Origin of the sequence: Flectobacillus rivi (assembly GCF_030056655.1) — a bacterium.
Classification (GTDB): domain Bacteria; phylum Bacteroidota; class Bacteroidia; order Cytophagales; family Spirosomataceae; genus Flectobacillus; species Flectobacillus rivi.
On the sequence record NZ_JASHIE010000011.1, the window covers coordinates 280172 to 300674 of the forward strand.

The window sequence follows — 20503 nt, forward strand, 5'->3', positions numbered from 1 at the left end:
TCCTTACCTTTCTAGTGGTAATTTTGCTTCGTAATAAAATATCTTCATGAAGTACTTGGGAATTAATATTGACAAAATAACGCCATGTCAGGCTGGTTACGCTCGTAATGCGGTACTAGTGGCGATTGTCTGTATTATGGCTGCCCAAGGTTTGATTATTCATTTACTGGCTTTTTCATTATCTGCCAACGAAGAATTTAATCAAGGCGTAGCACATACTGAAAGTACTATTGCCAAGACGCAACAAACATGGAAACATGAACTTCAATTGATACTTGATTACAACAACGAAAAATCTAGTACCGAACAAAAATCTTCTAGACCCTCCACTATTACGATTGCATTTAATCTTTTTGTTGAGAAAGTTGGCATAGACATTCCTAAACCTAATTATCAATCATTATCAATCGAAAATCACTTTTCCTACAATAATCTCTACCATCACCTTTTTCACCAGCGGATTATCCATCCTCCGTGTTTTGTCTAATTTTTTATCTTCTTGGTTTCTTTTGGCTTAGCAAACTATCATAATGGTTTGCCGAAGAATGGTATTGTTAATACCTCAAATACCCCCTAGAAACCACCACAATTTATTGGCTAATTCTAAGGATTGTACTTGCAATCTGTTAAACCTCAGCTTCATGAATAGCATGAAGTGGTAAAAAGTACATCCTTTTGTAGCCGAATTATTCATTTAAAATAGACATACAGATGGATTTTCCCATATTTCATTTAGACTTCATGGGCGACAGGCTTCTTATTGCCATTATCGCCGTATTGCACGTATTAATCAATCATGGACTTGCCGTTGGATTTATTCCTTTGGTAACATGGATAGAATATCTAGGCTTCAAAAAGGGCGGTAAAAACGCCATCGTAAACAACGAATGGGATCAATTGGCGCATCGTCTCATGACAGTTGCCTTTATCATAACCACCACCATCGGCGCTATGACTGGTGTTGGAATTTGGTTTGCCTCGTCCTTGGTAAACCCTGCCTATATTGGCTCACTTATCAGAGTTTTTTATGGCGCTTGGTTCGTAGAATGGACTGTCTTTGTAACCGAAGTGGTCTTAATTTTACTGTATTATCTTTCTTGGAAGCGTTCTTTGGCAAGTATTGAAGCCAAAGCCAAGCACATCAAACTAGGAGCTGCACTTAGTATTTTCTCATGGATAACAATGTCTATCATTGTGTCTATTCTGGGTTTTATGATGGATACTGGAAGCTGGGTCGAAAACAAAACCTTCATTGCTGGATTCACTAATCCTATTTACCTCCCACAATTAGCCTTCAGAACACCACTTGCGGCTTTAATGGCTGGAGCAATTGGCTTGTTTTTAACCAAATTATTTACAAAAAACGGCTCATCATTTCAGCAAGATTCTTCCAAAAAGATTGCTTTATGGATGTTATTGATGCTTCCATTCACCTTGGCTGGCGCTTTGGCTTATTACTTCAAAATTCCAGAACTGATGATTGGAAACTTGCCAGTAGCTGTAGGCACAATGGATTTTCAATCATGGTATGATTTATTGGTAAAATTCATTATTGGTGCGCTAACCACTGTATTATTAATTGCTGGAACAGTCTATTTCAAGCCAAAGCTCAAAATTCCAACCATTGTGTATATCCTACCTGTAATAGGAATGCTTGGCTTTGCAGGGATTTTTGAACGTATCCGCGAGTTTATCCGAAAACCTTATGTGATAGGCAATTATATGTACTCTAATACTTTGCGAAAAGAAGACTATCCACTTTTCAAAAGAGATGGTGTTTTGGCTCACGCTACCTATTCGCCTGTCAAAGAAGTTACGGAAGAAAATAAACTTGTGGCTGGCGAACAAGTATTTATGATTTCATGCAGTCGCTGCCATACCACACGAGGGATTAACTCAGTGGTGGACAAATTTGAAAATATGTATAGTTTGAAAGAAGGAGAAAAACTGAATGGAGATTTAATGAAAAACTATATCAAGCATATCGAGAATGCAAGATATTTTATGCCTCCTTTCCCTGGCAATGAGGCGGAGCTTAGCGCTTTGGTCGAGTATATCAAACATATTCAGGACGATGGGACACCTATTGACCATCAGGCAACGTCGATGAGGTAATTGGCTCATTCATAAAACTTATTCAAATTTTCATTCACTTAGCTTTTACGATCATGTTTAATCATATTTTGCTTCAAACACCAGTTCCTCGTGATTTACCTTTGGATTTACCCCTACCAAAGGAGGTTTTAATTGTACTGCTGGTATTTTCATTTTTGTTACATATTCTATTTGTCAATTTGATGGTCGGAGGCAGTATTCTTACACTTTGGAGTCAGATAAAGGGTCTAAAAAACAAGGACTATGATACATTGGCACATGAAATTGCTGAGACTATTACTGTCAATAAGAGTTTGGCAGTGGTCTTAGGCGTAGCACCATTATTGAGTATCAATACCTTATATACAGTTTATTTTTACTCAGCCAATGCGCTAACAGGTATCTTTTGGATTTCAGTAATTCCATTGGTCACTGTAGCCTTCTTGTTGACTTACGCACACAAATACAGTTGGAAAATTCTAGAAAATAATAAAGCCTTGCATATCTCGATGATGGGACTATCTGTGGCAATTTTTCTTTTTATTCCATTGATATTTTTGGTCAACGTCAATCTAATGCTATTTCCAGAAAAATGGAATACCATTGAAGGCTTTGCTCATGCCTTGACATTACCGAATGTATTCCCAAGATATTTCCACTTCTTATTGGCATCTTTAGGTACTACAGGATTATTTATTTTCTGGTATTTTGGTCGAAAAAGCTATGATTTTGAAAGTCACTTCACCACACTCACACGCTATGAGATTCGAAAAAAGGCTTATTCTTTAACCTTTGGCGCTTCGGCAGCACAGTTTATTATTGGTCCAGTAGTGTTGCTAACCTTGCCTACCAAAGGTTTTAGTTGGCACTTAATTTTCACGATTGGGATAGGTGTCATCTTTGCTTTACCAGCTATGTATTGGATTTGGAAAGGTATTACTGGAAAAGCCGAAGATATTGCAAACAATTTCTGGAAAGTAGCCCTCACACTTGGTCTAACAATCACGTTCATGGGCTCAGGACGACATATTTATCGTGCCACGGCTTTAGCACCGCACCAAAAATTAGTAGAAGCGAAGACGATTGCTTATAAGAAAGAGGTCAAAGAAGCCACGGAAGAAATGAAAAATGCTCCTGCCGAAAAACCAGCTTCTGATAATCCTGGTGAAGCTATTTTTCAAGCAAAATGTAGCGCTTGTCATGCCATGGATGTAAAAGTGGTGGGACCTCCAATCAAGGAAATGGTCAGTATTTATAAAAACGATGCCAAAGGATTACACGATTGGATTTTAAAGCCTGGCAAAAAACGTCCTGATTATCCACAGATGCCTGCGTTAGGGTTGAGTGAACAGGAGATCAACGACGTAGCCAACTATATTTTGGAACAAAAGTAGTCTGTTTTTTGGAGAAAACTTCCCAAAAAAATGCGGGCAAAATCTAATAAATTTTGTCCGCATACTTACTCAAAATCATTTTTCATATAGAAGCTGTTTAAACTTTTCAAAAAGCATATTTTATTGATTAATTCTTCATCTTACTTTTTGTCTTGATACAAAAAGTAACCGCAGCGGCGGCCGCAAAAAAATCAAGAATTTATAAACTCGCTTCGCTCAAACAGTATAAATTCATTGCTTACGCGAGCAAGTTTATGAAAGTTTAAACAGCTTCATAATCATTTTACCAATATGATACTCGCATTATCAGTAGGCATAGCAGCCGTGACGCTTGCTATTTTATATACTATGTTTGAAATACAAATTAATATTACTTCGCTTGAAAAAATGGATAACATTCTTTCGAGGAAGTTAAAGGCTTTTGCGCATGAAAAAGAAAAAGCCTAATTCAACTCATCTCAAAAGGTCATTCGGAGCATTGGTTTTATTATTGATACTACTAGCGTCAATGATTTTTGTCCTTATTGTCGCTTTGAAAGCTTCCTAAAAGTGCTTTTCCTGATAGGGTGCGACTTAAGCCGCACTCTATCAGGAAAAAAGGCTTTCGAAAATAGTTTTTCGAAAGCCTTTTTTGATACTATATTTCAGCATGACACTTCTTTAGACGTAAAGCATTGCGCCTCAACTAGAGAAATACATAAAAATCACTCAATCAACATTCACTCAATTAATAGTGTGTTTAAAAATTTTATTTGGTTCTCATCAGAAAACGAAATTTCCATTCGCCACACCTTACTTTTCTTGTCTTGACACAAGAAAAGTAACAAAAGAAAGTCAAGAAATCCTAAACTCGCCTGCGGCTCAAACAACAGGATTTCAGAAAAAATAAAAACTCTTTCATTTTTAATAACTTAGAAATTTTAATCATATTCTAAGCCTCTACTCTAAAATCAATTTCTGTGAAACACGATCCTTATTCGATTGAAACCAGACCAGATATACTCCCCGATTCAAGTCAGCCGTTGAGACTTTGGTAGATTCTCTAAATGAGCTTTCGAAAACAACATTACCCAGCATATCTACCAACTTCACATCAATTTCTCCTTGTAAAGTACTTTTTAAGGTTACCACATCTCTGGCGGGATTAGGAAACGCCAACAAACTCTGATTGATTTCTCCTTCAAAACCAAGTGGCATGGCTAAGGCTACTTTGAGTTGGGCATAATTGGTACAGCTATTACCACCCCATGCTCGAACCGTATAGGTTCCGTTGTATGCAGCAGTAACATTCTCAATGATTGGTTTTGCGTTTGTAGAAGTAAATTGATTAGGCCCTTGCCACAGATAATTTACCCCACCTGAGGCAGATAGAGTCAAAGTATGATTGATAATATCTTCATTGAAATTGGCCTCTATTTTGGGTGATGGTTTTACCAACAAAACTGTTTTGGTAGTGTTCGTACAACCGTTATCATCAGTTACTTTAACTAGATATGTCCCCGAATTCTCGGTTTGAGATTTACTAAATACGATTGAACTATTGGACGAAGAAAAACCGTTTGGCCCTGACCACTGGTAAGTACTTCCTCCTCGAACGCTTATCTGAGCTGGTTCACCTGCACAGGTGGTATCGCCCATAGCAGATACCGCTGGCACGCTGGCAATTTTTCCAGTCAGTGTATCTTTTGACAACAACCCTGTAGTTAGTCCTCGCAAACTTACCTGAAAAATACCTGTGCCAAATCTTTGTGATAAGTCTGTAATACGATAAGTTTGAGTACCTATTAATTCCTGTTTAATCGGCTTGATAGTTTGAGAAGCACCATTTGCCAATTTTACCTGCATGACAAAGCTTTCAGCATTCGTTATCTCTCCAAATATCTTTGCCTCCAATTTAATAGAGTCGCTCGCACATACTATTTGAATACCTGAAGACTGGAATTTAATAATTGGAATGACATTAATTGTCGTATTTGAAGGCAAACTCGAACAACCGCTATTTTCGCAAGTAGCAGAGTAGGTAGTGGTCACCGTTGGATTTACCATCAACGTGGCAGAAGTAGACGTTTTTTGTTGAGCCCCTTCTACCTTATTTGACCAACTCCAAGTAACTTGAGAACAGCCTTGGGCGGTTAATTGAACTTGCTGTCCATACTCTATCGAAGGACTTTGAGCAGTCAATTTAGGTTGGTTGGGCGCTCCAGAACAAGTATTATATCTAATCAAAAAATTAGGATATTGAAACCAAATATTCCCTTTTACATCCGCCAGCATCTTACTCAGTCCAGTGGTATTTAATACGATATTACCAGTTTTTGACCAAGTTTGGTCGGCATATTTCAAGATATTGCCACTATCATAAATGTAAATATTGCGTTGTGCATCTTCGGCGATATAGGTAGGTTTCAGAAACGAAGCATAGTTCTGTACCTCCCAAGTACCCTCCGAATATCTTAGGACTCTCCCATTTTGCAACACCCAAAACACTCCTTTGCTATCCATAAAAGTTTGATTGATGGCACTTGAAAGTTGTGGTAATTCTGCCTTGGTAAAAGTCTTTATTTGCTTAGTAGCCAAATCATATTGCCAAAGTTCTCTACTTTGTGAATTGTATTTATAAACCTCCACCCACATACTATTTTGGCTCCAAACAGGTGTCTGGAAATACACATTTGACTCGGCGCTTTTGTAGGTAAATAGCGTTTTTAAACTATCTTTTTCAATTTTCCCAAAAACAGAAGCCCCTTTCACATCCGAATATCCATAAAACAACTGATTTGCGTAGTCGAACTTCGAAGGAGAAATATTATCGGGATTTGACAGCTCTACAGAAGATAACATCTTTCCTGCCACAGGATCCAACTTTCGTAAGGCGTACACCAATGAACTACTTGGTAAAAGTCTTTTTCCTAATAGTTGAATCGTTTTGATAGTCGGGTCGCCTCCTGAAAGGGACAAACCATAATTTTGATTCCCAATCGCTCCAGTTGTATTGGCATGGTCAAAGGTTTTGACCTGTAAATTATTGACTTGAATCGTAAAAATCCCTCTGGCATTTTGTGCCACAATTTCATTCTCCCGAATCTCTACAGCATTGATAGAATTCGCCAAATCAGGATTGTTGTCTTTGCCAAAATACGCTACCTGTGCACCCTGAGAAAGCCCTTTGTACACAAAACTTGTTTTGGTAGTCGAAACTACGCCACTTGGTATATTCAACAAATATTCGGGTTCCTTGTATAGCTCCTCTACCTTAACAAAATAGGTCTGATTGCTCTGTAGCGAATCCAACCAAAATGAATAGGTATAAGTTGATTTTGCCGCAATATTTTGAGCACTTTTCGTGCATAAAATATTTTTGAAACTTGAATCTGTCGCAATAGTCAATTTGATTACTGACTGATTATTGATATAATTACCTGAATACTCCAACACTTTTAGGGAAGAATTTTCTGTCAGATAATTAGTAGAAATATAGTTATTGGGATTACTCACCAATACATATTGTACTTCTGACCAAACACTTTTCGATGTTCCGACTACCGAACGAACACGCCATTTGAGCTGATTGGCATAATAATTCATTTTGGTCAAAACCGAAGTACTTGAAGAACTTGTCTGAAAAATAGGGTTTTTAAAATCCGTATCTGAAAGTGCTGCTACCTGCACTTCATACGCAGAAGCGTTAGGAACCGAAGTATAAATAAGAGTAAAATTGGTCGATAAATTGGCAGTTGATGTTAATGGATATTTTGCAAATGGTGGCAATACGGCTTCGGTTGGCACATTCCAAACAGCATTACTCCACTCAGAGCAGCCGATACTATTACATGCTTTGATGCGCAAATAATTTTGTCCCATTCGTAAAAGAGAGGAACTCCACACACTTTTGTTGACGGTATCCGTTTTTTGTACAGTCGAAAAATTAGCAGATAACGCCGTTTGAACAATATAATAGTCTGCTGTAACTACAGGTTTCCAGTCGATGACAGCATGGTTCTGAAAGCTGTAATTAGTAAATAAAAAAGGACTTTCTGGTTTGGCAGTCGCTGAAGGAAGATTATCCTTTGCATATTGCTGAATTACTGAGCGACAAAGTTCATGAAAAGTGGAAAGTCTTGGACCGCAATAACTCATAATCGTACCAGCCGTAGTGTTCAGTGCGCCATCATAGCATGAACCTTCTGAGGGAGTACAATAATCCAAAGGTCCTTCGGGCCATTCACAACTTTGGGTGTGCGGAACCCCAAAAGTATGCGCCAACTCATGCGCTACGGTTCCGAGCCCAGCCTGTCCCCATGGCACCACGCATTCTGTACCGCCCAAATAGGCAATCCCAGCAGCGCCCTGCAAGCTTTTTGAAGTAATGAATAACGCCTTGTCAAATTGATAAGCTATGGCTTTAAATTCGTCTTGGTAGTTCCAAGTAGAATTGAATAAACCCAGCAAATCATAAATATTACGATTGCCTCGATATGGGTCTTTCTGAGCGTCTTTCCAGATATGGATAACGGTAGGAACTAGCCGAACATTCATCTCTTTTTCATAGACCTTTGATACCTGCGAGATGGCATTTAGCACCTCTCTTTTGATATAAACTGAATCTGAGTCAAACTTTTCAAAAGTTTCAGAGTCAATCTCTATCGCAAGGCGACAAATCCAAGGACCACTTTGAGTAGTTCGGGAAGCTTTGGAAGCTAGTATAAATTTTTGGGCATTTCTTACTCTACTTAGGGCATCAGCAGACATTTGAGAGTCATTTACTCCACAAGTGGGAGTCTCCTGAGTTTGTTGGGCAAATAAGAAAGGCGCAAACAATAGCAAATAAACAATGAGCGGTAGTTTATTCATAATTGTATTACCTCGACGGATTAAGTTAATTCTGACTATGCCATTGCGTTATGGCATTGTGATTCTAGTATTGGCGGATGCTGGAATGTCCAGATTTCGTCAAACTAACTTAAAGTAGTGTAGAATGGGAAAGTCAAACTTTGTCCCAAGCAAATCGAGGTATTTTAGATACAGATAGAAATTTTGTTGCAGAAAATTTCTAGTGCTTATATCCAGTCATGACCAGAACCTGTGCTTGGCGGGCTAAAGGTTTGGATTCCTGTTGACAATACAAAAAGGGTAAATTTTCCTATGCGGGGAGAAATTATCCATACTTGTAATGTTGTTTTCAAATTAGAAAAAAGCCGTTTGCGTTACGTATATTTTCTAGAGTAAAAATCCCGCATTTTTTATGCCAAAAATCCAAGTATCAACCAAATAGGTCTATTATTCTTGGATAACTACAAAATAATTAAATCGTGATGCTCATATTTCGGATAATAAAATAGTTCGTCTCTGTAAAATATTCTTCATTTAGCTGAATTGGCTTATTTATCAAGTTTTTGGACATAAAAAAAGTCGGTATTTTTAACAATACCGACCGTGCGTTTTACTTCATCAATTTCCAAAGCCTTTTGGCTATTATCTCGTAGCCTTTGTCGGAAGGATGCAAGCCATCATAAGTCATCGCAATGGACTCGACTGGATATGGGTATTCGTCTTTTTCAGGATTAAAAGGCACATCAATAAAATCTGGAAACGGATAATTTTTGTATTCCCCCGTTTGAGGATCTTTGAGTCTTTTGAAATTTACTAGTGTTTTGTGTGCTAGTTTTTTCTCATGATACAAATCCAACGATTTGTATCCCTCCTTTTTCGCAATAGCCTTAACTGCCTCCGCAAAAGCTTCCAATTGCTGATTATTTTTGGCACGATATGAGCCAAAAGCATTATTTTTAGGATTAGCGATATACACAAAATCAACCCTTTGCATAGGTGTAATCAAGACTACTTTTGCTTCAGGATTTAGCTTTTTCAAGTAATCTATAATAATTCGGTAAGCGCCAAAGAAGGTATTATAACCTGTGCTGTTTTCATAGTCTTGTATCGAACCAAGAGGCTTACCTTGCCACCAATCGTTGGTACCTAATAAAACGGTGTAAACATCGGCTTTTACGATATTCAAGGTTTCTATTTTCTCCGCAATCTTCACAGCTGTCCAGCCATTATGACCTTGATTGATAAAGTTGAGTTCAGGATGTTCCTGAGTAATGAGGGTCATATATCCCTTTGTAATGCGATTGCCTGTCTGCTCGGGATGATCGTTGAGATAAGTAATAGAGTCACCAATAGCCACCCATTGACGTTTTTCGGGCGCAAAGGACATTAAAATAAAGAAGAGGAATAAGAGAGGTAAGAGTTTTGTTTTCATAATGATCGTTTTTGTCTAAAAGCGAAAAGTCATATTTATCTAACCAAAAACATCATACGTATATCTGTTAACGAAAGGACTTCTAAAAGGATAAGGCTTATTGATTTTGGTTAATAAAATTCAAAATTACTCCAAACATGCGGTTATATTCTATAATCGTTGGATAGACGCCATAAGAATTATTTATATTGCAGTTATATAATCGTTATGTGCTATATTAAAACAGAGAGCTATGAGTAAAAAAATAAAATCAGCTGACAAAGTTGACTTAAATATTCCCGAAAACTTTTCAGACCTTGATAGAGATACTCAGGTGAAAACCTTAGTAGAGCAAATCCTTGAGAAGAAAGACATCAATAATGACAAAAATGCCTTATCAGGTAAGGTGCTATTTGATATAATTGAGAATAGTTATTCTGACCATAAAATTCCACTGAATACATTCATTGTTAGCTTGTCTAAACTTGTAAAGTCTAAAGACTCTAAAGTAAATTGTTTAGGTAAAAAACAAGGATATTATCTTGTTGATAAAGTTGAGGAAGCTACAGGTTCTATCGATAGCAATGAAGAATCTAATCAAACAACAGTTGAGTCTGAGGACAAGAAAAGAAATGAAAAAGAAAAGTTTCTCTATCCAGTATTTACGAACTGGTTGTTTACTCAAGGGTTTGGGCAAGTAAAAGACACTTCTTCAACAAAAAACCGCGATTTAGGAACATGGGGAAACCCTGATGTTACAGGACTAAACATTCATGAAATGCTAGGAAAGACTACAGATATTGAAGTTGCGACTATTGAAATAAAAACAACATTAAAAGATTGGAAGACATGGATATTCGAATCTGTTGCACATAAACGATTTTCAAACCGTACATACTTTGCTTTTGCTCATTCAGAAGAGTTCTTAAATAAAATTGACCCTGATTTAAAACATTATGCAGAATTGTATGGAGTAGGAATACTAATTTTACCAGTTTCAAAAGACCTTATTGAAAAGCTAAACTCCGACAAGAAATTCTCTACGAAAATAGAGGAAGAATATACATCAACAGACATTATAGAATACGCTTCAGCTCACTATCAAAGGACAAACTATCATTTTAGGGGTAGGTTTTTAACCGCATTGGGAATTACATCAGAAAAAGAACTTCATAATTGGGGACAAAGAATCGAATAGTAAATACAGCACATAACAGCACCTACTCAAAAGGCGGGGTTTCGTGCTTCGCAGACAGTTTTGTGGTAGTCGAAAATTCAGTGCTCCGAATGAAGTTTAGTGGTAAAAGTCCCGCCCTTCGGGTAGCTGCAAAACGTTAGCTGATATTTTATGACAAAACCTTGGACAACAGAAGAAATAAATGAATATGAAAAATTATTTAAGACTTGTCAAACTTTCGTTGGACAAAAAATCGAACAAGTTGTTTTTTATTTGGGCGAAGATGACATTGACTTTAATGAACAGCCAAACGAATATGGAAAAAGTCTTTTGAATGCAATTGAACTTAGAATTTCAGAACAGACATATTGTTTAGGAAACTTATTCTTTGGCAAAAATTATAATGGACTGAATATTTTAGTTGGAAAAGTAACCGATTTTGAAAGTATTGATGACAAGAAACCTGTTGTTTATCCTTCTGAAATTGTTGGACAACTAATTACAAAGACAACAGTTTATTGGACAAAATCGAATTGGGGAAAATATTTTGTACCACAAGAAATTGAGTTCAAAACTGCAAATGGTTTTTTAATTTGTTCAGCAATTGAAGTCAATAATCGAGAAGTAAATTTCCCATTGACAGATGAAATCCTTGTAGTAGAAAATGATTTGAGCTTGACAAAATTTCAACTTGGTGAATATGGAATTGGAACAAATGAACGATATGTATTCAATAATTTAGACGAACTAATTAAAACAGAAAAAAACATCAGTTAACAAGGGTTTTGCAATAATGGGGCGAAACTGCAAAGTTCAACAGTTGTTCTTCGTTTCAACATTTGTGCAAATTTGAGGTTTTGTGCTTCTTTTGCCCCACCATCGCAAAGCCCAGAAACGTTGTCAGCAAGTGTAAAGGACGCACCAACAACGATAAACAGACGACTAAAAACTGAGAATGGAACATAACAAAGTAGTAGCATATAGCCTTTTAGCCCACATAAATAACAGTGGCAATCTTGTAAAAGACCTTTTTGATGTTTTTAAGCCACTCGTAAAACGTACCTTAACGAAAATGTGTAATGAAGGCATTACGCAAGGTAAAAGTATTGCAGAAATCAAAACTCGTGTTGACGAAGAATATAAGTTAGATATTCCAATTCCAGTTTTAAAAATTATTCTTTCAAGAATTGCCACCGAAGTAAATCAAGAGGGTGTTGGCAAATTTCAACTGTATTCGGATAATGCCTTTGCCATTACTGATTATGTGTTCGTTGAATTTGAGGAACTGGTAAAAGACAAAGAGGACGAAATTCAAAAATTAGAACAGCTTTTTGCAGACTTCTGCAAAATCAATAATGTAAAACTTGAAGAACAAAGCGGCATTTTTGAATTTATAGAAAGCAATAAAACTACTATTGCCAAATATCTTTCATTTAAAGGAAAGCGTAGAAAAGATGATTTCACCATTGAAGCCCTTTTTGTTGACTATTTTAAAAATTTCAAGGAAGTATTTGACCTAATCAAAAACATCTATTTAGGTTCAATTATTTCCAGTTACATCGAGTATCAAACAAACCCTATCAATCTTCAAATTGAGTTACTATTTGACACCAATTTCATTGTATCACTTTTGGACTTAAAAACTTCTGAAAGCACACACACTTGTAACAAGTTAGTTGAAATTGCAAAATCACTTGGCTACCGTTTGAATGTTTTGAATATTACAATTGCAGAAACAAGAAACCTTTTAGAAAAGAGAGCCGAACATTTTGATAGTGCATTTTTAGCCAAGAAAATTGACCCAGAAGATATTTACAATGCTTGCGACAGAAGAAAACTAAACAAAACAGACCTTCAAAGAATAGCGGACAACTTAGAAGATGATTTAGGGGAACTTGGTATTACAGTAATTCCACACTCAGACAAATATCAGAACCTTGCAAGATTTAGCGATGAGTTTAAGAAATTCAAAGCCATTAGAAATAATGACTTTGCCGCTTTACACGATGCAACTGTTTTATATTATGTGAGAGACAAAAGAGGCAACAAACGAATCAAAGACTTTGATAAAGTAAATTGTTGGTTCGTTAATAATTCAAGTGCTTGGCAATCATCAGACAGTTTGATTTCAACAAAAGGTGAAAACGGTCACCAACCTGAAACAATAAGAGCCGAAGATTTCATCAATATACTTTGGCTTAGTAATCCTAACATCAAAAAGCAAGTTGGCGAAGCAGACCTTGCAGAAATAGGTATTACAAGAATGATTTCTTGCACTTTGAATGAAACGCTTCCTAAATCTGCAATCATCAGAGAGCTTGACGACAACATCAAGAAATATGCAGCAGAGAAAATTTCAGACAAGGACATTGTTAGAGTAGCTACACGAATCGCAAATAGAAATCTTAAAAACCTTGAAGAACTCAATAAAATTGCAGATACCAATTCAGAAGATTTTGTAAAACGGCTACAACGTGAGGCGGACATTGAAAGAGAAGAAGGTGAAAAACGGATGAAAGAATTCCAAGAATTAATTCATCGCTTGGTTAAAAAGGAAAAACAACTTGATGAAGTTCGTGACAACTACAAAACGAAACTGCACGAAGCAAAAACAACACAATCAACAGCTATTAAAACTGTAAATGAGAATACTGCACAATTAGACGAAGAGAAGAAAAAGCGATTAAAAGCAGAAAATGAACTAATCAAAATAAAACGTGACGTTTACTTTGTAAGAGAACTATCCAAATGGAGAAGAAAAAACTGGATTGAACTTTTTATTGGTATTGTAATATTTATCGGTGGGCTTTTATGGATGCTTATTAGGTCTGACTGGAATATGGAAACTGCAAAAGACTTGTTTTCTGAATTAAACAAGAACTTAATCATTTCAGCCGCCTTATGGTTTGGTGGTTTAATATTTTCAGTTGTAACACTGACAAGCTTGGTTGCTAAATACCGCAACCATTCTAACATTAAAGCATTCTTAGACAACTTAGAAAAATATAAAATGCCAGAGGAATACAAAGACAAGAAAGAATAAGGCAACGCACAACCCGACACAGAAAAACAAAAAAGCAAACGGACAATGACACTAATACACAACATTGACAACGGTATACAAAGACGAGCGGACAAAACACCAGATGCCAACAGGCGTTTGGCTCAATTGTGGGTGACTTGGTTAATTGAACATTCTACATCGCATCATCTTTTGTCGTGTATTGACAGTTTTGTGCTCCGAAATCCGCCACTCCGCCAAGCGCAAAATCGTTGGCTACAAAAACAAATAATCTACAATGAAACATTTCTTTTCAATCATAATTTTTGTCTTCATAATTAGCTGTAATAAAGAAAGGGATGAACCTAACTTTTATAAAAATCTTCATACAGGAGAAATATTGAATAAAACTGAATTTGAAAAGTTTGGAAATTCTTTGTACAAAAAAAACACAGATTCAATTAAAAAAACTAGTATAAATTTTGTGTTTTATAAAATAGAAAAGTCTTCCGATTCTATTATTCAAAATTTTAAATACGACCTGAGAATTGGAGATAAATACATTGTTCGAGCGAATGCCTATGAAAAAATAGGAATGAAGATTCCTCAACGTAATTTTACTTCAATTAACGGTGAAAAAATAATTATTGGTGGAAAGAAAAATAAGCCAACATTGATTAATCTTTGGTTTATTAATTGTCCTGGGTGTATTGCCGAAATGCCAGCATTAAATAGACTAAAAGAAAAATACGCTGAAAAAGTTGATTTTGTTTCGTTGACATTTGAGCAAAAAGAAGATGTTTTAGATTTTTTAAAGAAACGAAAGTTTGAATTTGCTCATATTGTAAATGGTGAGAATTTTATAAACGAAATAGGTTCGTATCCTTACCCTGAAAATATTTTTATCGACAAGGAAGGTTTTATAAGAAATATAGAAGGTCCAATACCAAGTCATAAGGAGAATGAAATAAATCATTCAATTGAATATTTTGAGGAGCTAATTAACCAATTACTGTAGCCAACAGCAGTTTGGCAAAATCGCGAGTTCAGTACTAAATTCAATGGTAGTTCTTCGATTGAACTTTTGTGCTTCGATTTCCGCCACTTCGCCAAGCTTCAAAACGTTGTAGGCCATTATTGAGAAACTCATAAACTATGAAATACTCTTACGGAAAGTTAACAGAAAATAAATTTATAGTCAGCAATCAGCTTGATTTGTTGCAAATTTATGAAATAAAAGACAATAAGTTAATCTTTATAAAAGAGATGAAACTTGGGTTTGGCAAGGATGAGTATTTCAGGAGTTTTGAATTCTTGGAAACAGAAAACAATTTAATTATTGGGAAGAAAAATGGAATTATTCAATTCATTAATTTGGAATCCGAAGCAATTATTAGAGAAGTAAAATTACCTCTTTCCGATGAATACTATTTTGACTGGAATTTAGATATACTAAAATTATCAAATGACGAGAATTGGTTAGCTGTTGGACAGCCTTGGTATACAGTTTATCCTTTAAATCTAAACACTCTATCAAGTACAGAAATTTCAATTCCTGCTCAACCTTTGCAAATTAAATACTCATTTGACAATAAATATGTTGCCCTAATTCATGGTGAACAAGGAGGTCAAGGGTTAATTGTATATCGTCAAAACGAGATTGGAGATTGGCAAGAAGTCTATGAATACTGGGCAACTTCTGCCTTTGAGTTTTCAAAAAAACAAAACGTGGTTTATCATTTTGGACTTAAAGACACTATTGGTGTCCTAACGAAAGTAAATCTAATTGATAGTAGTAAAATAGAATGGGAGGCATTTTTTACTTTAACGGAACTTGGAAATGAAAACATACATAGTTATGGTTTTGGACTGAATAATTTGACAATAATTAATAATTCGTTGGAGTTTTCAATTAACAACAAAACAATTATTCTGGACGAGACCAATGGACAAGTTCTGGAAAATTATACCAATAACAATCGAACGATTCAAACACTTTGTAATAGTACAATGAAAGTAAGACTGACAGAGGATAAAATTATCATGGAAAAAATATAACAGCCTACAACAAGCAGTTTTGCAATAGCACGGCAGAAGTGCAATATTCAACAGTTGTAATTCTATCAGCTTTTGTGCTATATCTGAGCTGATAGTTTTCAAAGCCGTGCCATAGCAGCAAGCCCTGTTCGTTATGGCTCATTTTAAAAGACGACAGTAAGACAATGAAACTAAAAGGAATATTTACAATTTTAGGACTATTAATTGTTCTTGGTTGTGAGCAGACAACTAATGACAAGGCTGAGAATAATGGTAAAGATAGCACAAATAATGAAAGTGAATTTCCTGCTGTCAATGATGAGTTTTCTGAATTTTTGGACAACTTCAAGAAAATGGAATTACCAATTACTATAAAAGGTTGCTACATTAGTTCTGACGGTTTTAAGCAGTTTGACGGGAATAGGTTTAAAAAATATGCAGACGAATACTCTTTGGCGTATGGACAAATACCTATAAATGGAAACTATGTAGCGACAATAACACTCGGAGCAGCTGACTGTTATTTGCCAGTATTAACGACCTACAAATTAAATGGACAAGTTATAGACCAAAAAACTATTGCAATTGGCGGTTGTGGTTCCGACTGCGGATTTTCTTGTGAAGAATTTATGACCCTAAAAAAGGATTATTCATTTTACACATCAGACACAATAAGCACTTACACTTGTGACAGCCTTGGAAATGAAACACCAGGGACATATGAATACTATGTAATCTACATGAAAGGTAAACTCTTGACTGACGGAAAAATAGAAATGACTAATGAGATTAAACAACTATTACACGGAAGAAAAAACGAGCCATAACACGGGTAGCAGTTGAACAACTCATTTTCACTAAACCCCTCATCCAGACCTCTTTTAAAGCCATTTAAAGGAGGTCTGTTTTTTATCTACAAAAGCTATTCATATACCTGTACCTCCAAACCAAGCATAAATGTCCCCAAGGATGCTGGAAATTCTGACCATTTGCGTGACTTCTCTCGATAAATCCAGTTATGTAAGTTTTTATAGATATTCATGGAGAAGGAAATTTTGGGAGAAACCACTCTTTTGATGGGAACACGTTTTTGTTCAAGAACAGAATAAGTCTCAATATACTTTTCTTGATAATTATACTCTTGTTGGTTTAATAAACTAAAGGAAACAAAAATCCCGTTGGATGGGATTGGGATACAATACTGTGATAAGTCAAATTCATTCCATTTATTTCTTTTATTTGCTTTCAGTAACAATGCCTCTTTTAATAATGATTTGTCAGGGTTGCCGTGTACGGAGTCTACCGAATATAATTGAATCAAAAAGGGTTCAGTATAGTGGTCTTCCAAGCCAAAATTGGGTTTTGCGAAGTATCGAAACTTAGTTACATAGCCATGTTGTATTCCCAAATTTGGAATAAACAAGGCGACTTTATCTCCAAACGATAAATTCATGGTGTTTCCTCCCTTACTATCCACATTTCCTATAACTGTTTTAAATGATTCATTGGCATATACATTCACTTCTCCTAATTCGGTAGTGGTCTCTTTCAACTGTATTAGAGGATGATTTAACAAATCTGATACAAAGATTGTAATGGCTTGAAAACCAATACAAGTTATTTTGAGACTGTCATTTTTATTAATGATCATTTGATCAAGCTCAAAAAAACCATTTTCATTACTCAACATAAAATACCTTCTTCCTATGGTTTGAATAGTCGCACCAACAACAGGTACATGATGATTGTTGGCATTAATCACTTGTATTTTAATAGTGTTTTGTGCAAAAGAAGGTTGCAATAAAAGTAGCAGCAAAAAGACAGAAAGTAGCAATTTGGCGAATGGCATAGATTTTTTATCAGGAAAACGTATAGTCTTTCTAAAATAGTATTTCTATCACTGGTTTAGGTACATGACTTGAAAAACTTTCAGAGCTTAACATCTAGTTTTTGTATTACTGTTGGTATGAAAGAGGGTAATTTACCTCAGAAGAGGAGGCATAAGAGCAAAAGGTTATTTGAAATAGATTTGTCACAATTACTTCAAATGTAACTTGTTTGTTAATAATGATGGCTTCTGTGTGATTTAGGCACCCTTTTATATTTTACAGTAGTTAGCGAAAACAAAATTCATTTAAATTGCGAGCGCACTCATGCACTAGCAACTGAAAAGCGGAGACTATAAAAGCTCTATGTTTTCGTTGAATTAAATGGATTGGATATGCAATAAAAAGTAGTCCAGAAAGTACTACAATACCTTCATATATTTAGGAGTTACCTGCCATTTTACCGACGCCCTTCAAATCAACAGTAACGGTTAGCCATTAGCCAACATATTCAACCCCCCATTTATACAGTTCGTTAATAATCGGTTCTAACTTTTCCCCTTTTGTCGTTAAGGTGTATTCAACCGTAGGCGGAACAGTTGCGTAAACTTTTCTTACTACAATTCCGTTTGCTTCCATATTCTTCAATTCCTTTACCAACATTCGGGTATTTATGTTGAGCACAATTCGTTCTAATTCACTAAAACGCTTTGTCCCCGAAAACAAAGCATAGATAATGGACATAGACCATTTTCCGCCTATTACATTCAAAATTTCTTGAAGTGTACATTTTTCTTCGGGCTGTTGTATTTTTTTTTTGCTCATAGACGCTTGATTTTGTTCAATTCTTTACTTTATGGTATTACTATACATTGGTGTAACTACTTTCAAAAGTAAAGTATTAGATTTTACTTTGCAACTCATCTTTAAAAAATTAATATGGACAATTCATTAAAAGGACAAGTTGCTTTGGTGACAGGCGGAACAAAAGGCATCGGCAAAGCCATTGCCGACAAATTAAGCAATGCAGGTATGCAAGTAATAGTAACAGCACGAACTGCACCAAAAGAAAACACAAACGGACAGCATTTCATTTCGGCAGACCTCACAAAACCCGAAAGTGCGGAAACGGTAGCAAAAGAAATTTTGGAAAAGTATGGCAGAATAGATATTATCATCAATAATGCAGGTGCTAATTTAAGTCCCGGAGGTGGTTTCAGCACACTTTCGGACGAACATTGGAATAATGATTGGCAATTAAATTTTATGTCCGTAGTTCGTATCAACAAAGCATTGTTGCCTACAATGATTGCACAAAAAAACGGCGTAATCATCAATATTTCTACGGGTGCGGCAAAACAACCCATTTGGGAAATGACAATGTCCTATTCTTCTGCCAAAGCAGCATTGAACGCTTACAGCAAAGCATTAGCAAACGAAGTCGGCTCAAAAGGAATAAGAGTAAACGTAGTTTCACCGGGCGTAGTTAAAACACCGTTGATGCTTGAATTCATTGAAAACATTGCAAAATCTTCCAATATCACGTTTGACGAAGCGTTCAAAGCCATAATGGATAAAGTAAATGTACCCTTGGGTAGAATGGCTGAACCAGAAGAAATTGCTAACCTTGTAGCGTTTCTTGTTTCTGCGGAAGCGAGATATATCAATGGAATTAATTATTCGGTGGATGGTGGTGCTTTGCCGACAATCTAACAAGCGGACAAAAAACGGCTGGTAACAAGGTATTGGCAATATTGGGGCTGAAGTGCAAACTTCATCTTTTTTTCATTAATTTGGCATCATTTAAAGGCTGAACATTTGTTCTTCGATTACCCCAACATTGCCAATATTCAAACCAAAGGGTGTAAGGCTACGAGACCAACACTTTGAAATTTTTAACCCAAAACACAAATCATAGAAATGACAGTACTGACTATAGGAGTTACTATATTAATATTGTTGGTCATACTTTTTACGTCAAATAAAAAAAGAAGAAGTGAAAAAAACATCGAACTTTTCCGAAACAATTGGGGTAAAACTAAAACCGAATCATTCTACTTTGAAGGAATTAAAAGTTTTTCAGAAATTGTGAAAGATAATAATTTCCATCGGCTTTCAGAACAGACAATAAATGACATTGACTTTTACAATCTATTTACATTCATTGACAGAACAACCAGTAAAATTGGTCAGCAACTCTTATTCAAAAGATTAATTGAACCTACTGACAACTTATCCGACCCTTCTCAAAAACTTGTAGAACTTTTCGCATCTGACAGTCAGCTAAGAGAAGAAGTTCAAACAGAACTTTTGAAACTAAACAATACTGATGTTTACTATATTTCAACTTTGATGCAGAATAACCTTTTGGAAAAACCAAATTGGTTAAAATATCTCAAAATTGACTTGATTTTACTTTTGTTTTTATCCATCATTTCTTTCAAGTTTCCAGCGTTATTTATTGTAGTTCTTTTGATTTTTTCGTTCAATTTACTTTTACATTATTGGAATAAAACTAATGCTTTCAAGTTCATCAAATCATTTCCACAGTTAAATATTTTAGTTAATGTTTCAAAAATACTCGTAAAAAAAGAGAAACTAACTGTGGATAATTTGTCGGCTTCCCATTTTTAGTACAGTTTAAAAATATACATAATCTGATTGTTTTGATTATGTATTTAACCCTTCTTGGGCTGAGTGTAGCGTAGCGGAACGAAGCCCAAGAAGGGTGTT

General features: G+C 35.7%; 17 protein-coding genes. 12 read left to right on the forward strand and 5 right to left on the reverse strand.

What is annotated here, in order from left to right; all coding sequences use genetic code 11:
• Positions 1–46 precede the first annotated feature (46 nt).
• The 4 genes from QM481_RS16830 (at position 47) to QM481_RS16845 (ending at position 3935) form a co-directional block, all read left to right on the forward strand.
• Positions 47–487, forward strand: a complete 441-nt coding sequence (locus QM481_RS16830) for a hypothetical protein (protein ID WP_283382564.1) — start codon at positions 47–49, stop codon at positions 485–487.
• Between the two features lie 224 nt (positions 488–711).
• The gene (locus QM481_RS16835) at positions 712–2115 is read left to right on the forward strand and encodes a cytochrome c (protein ID WP_283382565.1); all 1404 of its coding nucleotides are present in this window, start codon (positions 712–714) and stop codon (positions 2113–2115) included.
• A gap of 53 nt (positions 2116–2168) precedes the next feature.
• Positions 2169–3488, forward strand: coding sequence for a c-type cytochrome (locus QM481_RS16840; protein ID WP_283382566.1), 1320 nt, complete (start codon positions 2169–2171; stop codon positions 3486–3488).
• 291 nt (positions 3489–3779) lie between these two features.
• Positions 3780–3935 (forward strand): hypothetical protein, encoded by a 156-nt coding sequence (locus QM481_RS16845; RefSeq protein ID WP_283382567.1) that lies wholly within the window; start codon positions 3780–3782, stop codon positions 3933–3935.
• A gap of 492 nt (positions 3936–4427) precedes the next feature.
• On the opposite strand, the gene QM481_RS16850 is transcribed toward QM481_RS16845, so the two are convergent.
• Entirely contained in the window at positions 4428–8339 is a 3912-nt protein-coding gene (locus QM481_RS16850; RefSeq protein WP_283382568.1) for a M12 family metallo-peptidase, read from the reverse strand.
• Between the two features lie 589 nt (positions 8340–8928).
• Positions 8929–9750 (reverse strand): SGNH/GDSL hydrolase family protein, encoded by an 822-nt coding sequence (locus tag QM481_RS16855; protein ID WP_283382569.1) that lies wholly within the window; start codon positions 9748–9750, stop codon positions 8929–8931.
• 232 nt (positions 9751–9982) lie between these two features.
• On the opposite strand from QM481_RS16855, the gene QM481_RS16860 reads away from it, so the two are divergent.
• Positions 9983–10927, forward strand: coding sequence for a hypothetical protein (locus QM481_RS16860; RefSeq protein ID WP_283382570.1), 945 nt, complete (start codon positions 9983–9985; stop codon positions 10925–10927).
• Positions 10928–11077: 150 nt separating this feature from the next.
• Positions 11078–11683, forward strand: a complete 606-nt coding sequence (locus tag QM481_RS16865) for a hypothetical protein (protein WP_283382571.1) — start codon at positions 11078–11080, stop codon at positions 11681–11683.
• Here the strand turns inward: QM481_RS16865 and QM481_RS16870 are convergent.
• Positions 11680–11886: a hypothetical protein gene (locus QM481_RS16870; RefSeq protein WP_283382572.1), complete on the reverse strand. Its 207-nt coding sequence runs from the start codon at positions 11884–11886 to the stop codon at positions 11680–11682. The two genes, QM481_RS16865 and QM481_RS16870, sit on opposite strands and share 4 nt — an antisense overlap.
• A 284-nt stretch (positions 11887–12170) precedes the next feature.
• On the opposite strand from QM481_RS16870, the gene QM481_RS16875 reads away from it, so the two are divergent.
• The 4 genes from QM481_RS16875 to QM481_RS16890 all read left to right on the forward strand — a co-directional run bounded on the left by QM481_RS16875 (position 12171) and on the right by QM481_RS16890 (position 16771).
• Positions 12171–13949 (forward strand): hypothetical protein, encoded by a 1779-nt coding sequence (locus tag QM481_RS16875; protein WP_283382573.1) that lies wholly within the window; start codon positions 12171–12173, stop codon positions 13947–13949.
• A gap of 256 nt (positions 13950–14205) precedes the next feature.
• Entirely contained in the window at positions 14206–14925 is a 720-nt protein-coding gene (locus tag QM481_RS16880) for a TlpA family protein disulfide reductase (RefSeq protein ID WP_283382574.1), read from the forward strand.
• Positions 14926–15062: 137 nt separating this feature from the next.
• Entirely contained in the window at positions 15063–15965 is a 903-nt protein-coding gene (locus QM481_RS16885) for a hypothetical protein (protein WP_283382575.1), read from the forward strand.
• A gap of 164 nt (positions 15966–16129) precedes the next feature.
• A complete protein-coding gene (locus QM481_RS16890; RefSeq protein WP_283382576.1) occupies positions 16130–16771 on the forward strand; it encodes a hypothetical protein in 642 nt (213 codons plus the stop codon).
• Positions 16772–16866: 95 nt separating this feature from the next.
• Here the strand turns inward: QM481_RS16890 and QM481_RS16895 are convergent, their stop codons facing one another.
• Positions 16867–17793, reverse strand: a complete 927-nt coding sequence (locus tag QM481_RS16895) for a peptidase associated/transthyretin-like domain-containing protein (protein ID WP_283382577.1) — start codon at positions 17791–17793, stop codon at positions 16867–16869.
• Positions 17794–18268: 475 nt separating this feature from the next.
• Complete coding sequence (locus tag QM481_RS16900; RefSeq protein WP_283382578.1) at positions 18269–18595, reverse strand: winged helix-turn-helix transcriptional regulator; 327 nt, start codon at positions 18593–18595, stop codon at positions 18269–18271.
• Between the two features lie 114 nt (positions 18596–18709).
• Here QM481_RS16900 and QM481_RS16905 point away from each other — a divergent pair, with 114 nt between their 5' ends.
• Complete coding sequence (locus QM481_RS16905; protein ID WP_283382579.1) at positions 18710–19483, forward strand: SDR family oxidoreductase; 774 nt, start codon at positions 18710–18712, stop codon at positions 19481–19483.
• Between the two features lie 207 nt (positions 19484–19690).
• The gene (locus QM481_RS16910) at positions 19691–20404 is read left to right on the forward strand and encodes a hypothetical protein (RefSeq protein WP_283382580.1); all 714 of its coding nucleotides are present in this window, start codon (positions 19691–19693) and stop codon (positions 20402–20404) included.
• Positions 20405–20503 lie beyond the last annotated feature (99 nt).

Bases quoted from the DNA above. Each gene is read 5' to 3' on its own strand.
- QM481_RS16910 (WP_283382580.1), top strand. From the start codon at position 19,691: ATGACAGTACTGACTATAGGAGTTACTATATTAATATTGTTGGTCATA.
- QM481_RS16850 (WP_283382568.1), bottom strand. From the start codon at position 8,339: ATGAATAAACTACCGCTCATTGTTTATTTGCTATTGTTTGCGCCTTTC.
- QM481_RS16855 (WP_283382569.1), bottom strand. From the start codon at position 9,750: ATGAAAACAAAACTCTTACCTCTCTTATTCCTCTTCTTTATTTTAATG.
- QM481_RS16835 (WP_283382565.1), top strand. From the start codon at position 712: ATGGATTTTCCCATATTTCATTTAGACTTCATGGGCGACAGGCTTCTT.
- QM481_RS16870 (WP_283382572.1), bottom strand. From the start codon at position 11,886: ATGCTACTACTTTGTTATGTTCCATTCTCAGTTTTTAGTCGTCTGTTT.
- QM481_RS16905 (WP_283382579.1), top strand. From the start codon at position 18,710: ATGGACAATTCATTAAAAGGACAAGTTGCTTTGGTGACAGGCGGAACA.
- QM481_RS16900 (WP_283382578.1), bottom strand. From the start codon at position 18,595: ATGAGCAAAAAAAAAATACAACAGCCCGAAGAAAAATGTACACTTCAA.
- QM481_RS16840 (WP_283382566.1), top strand. From the start codon at position 2,169: ATGTTTAATCATATTTTGCTTCAAACACCAGTTCCTCGTGATTTACCT.
- QM481_RS16865 (WP_283382571.1), top strand. From the start codon at position 11,078: ATGACAAAACCTTGGACAACAGAAGAAATAAATGAATATGAAAAATTA.
- QM481_RS16860 (WP_283382570.1), top strand. From the start codon at position 9,983: ATGAGTAAAAAAATAAAATCAGCTGACAAAGTTGACTTAAATATTCCC.
- QM481_RS16845 (WP_283382567.1), top strand. From the start codon at position 3,780: ATGATACTCGCATTATCAGTAGGCATAGCAGCCGTGACGCTTGCTATT.
- QM481_RS16895 (WP_283382577.1), bottom strand. From the start codon at position 17,793: ATGCCATTCGCCAAATTGCTACTTTCTGTCTTTTTGCTGCTACTTTTA.
- QM481_RS16885 (WP_283382575.1), top strand. From the start codon at position 15,063: ATGAAATACTCTTACGGAAAGTTAACAGAAAATAAATTTATAGTCAGC.
- QM481_RS16880 (WP_283382574.1), top strand. From the start codon at position 14,206: ATGAAACATTTCTTTTCAATCATAATTTTTGTCTTCATAATTAGCTGT.
- QM481_RS16890 (WP_283382576.1), top strand. From the start codon at position 16,130: ATGAAACTAAAAGGAATATTTACAATTTTAGGACTATTAATTGTTCTT.
- QM481_RS16830 (WP_283382564.1), top strand. From the start codon at position 47: ATGAAGTACTTGGGAATTAATATTGACAAAATAACGCCATGTCAGGCT.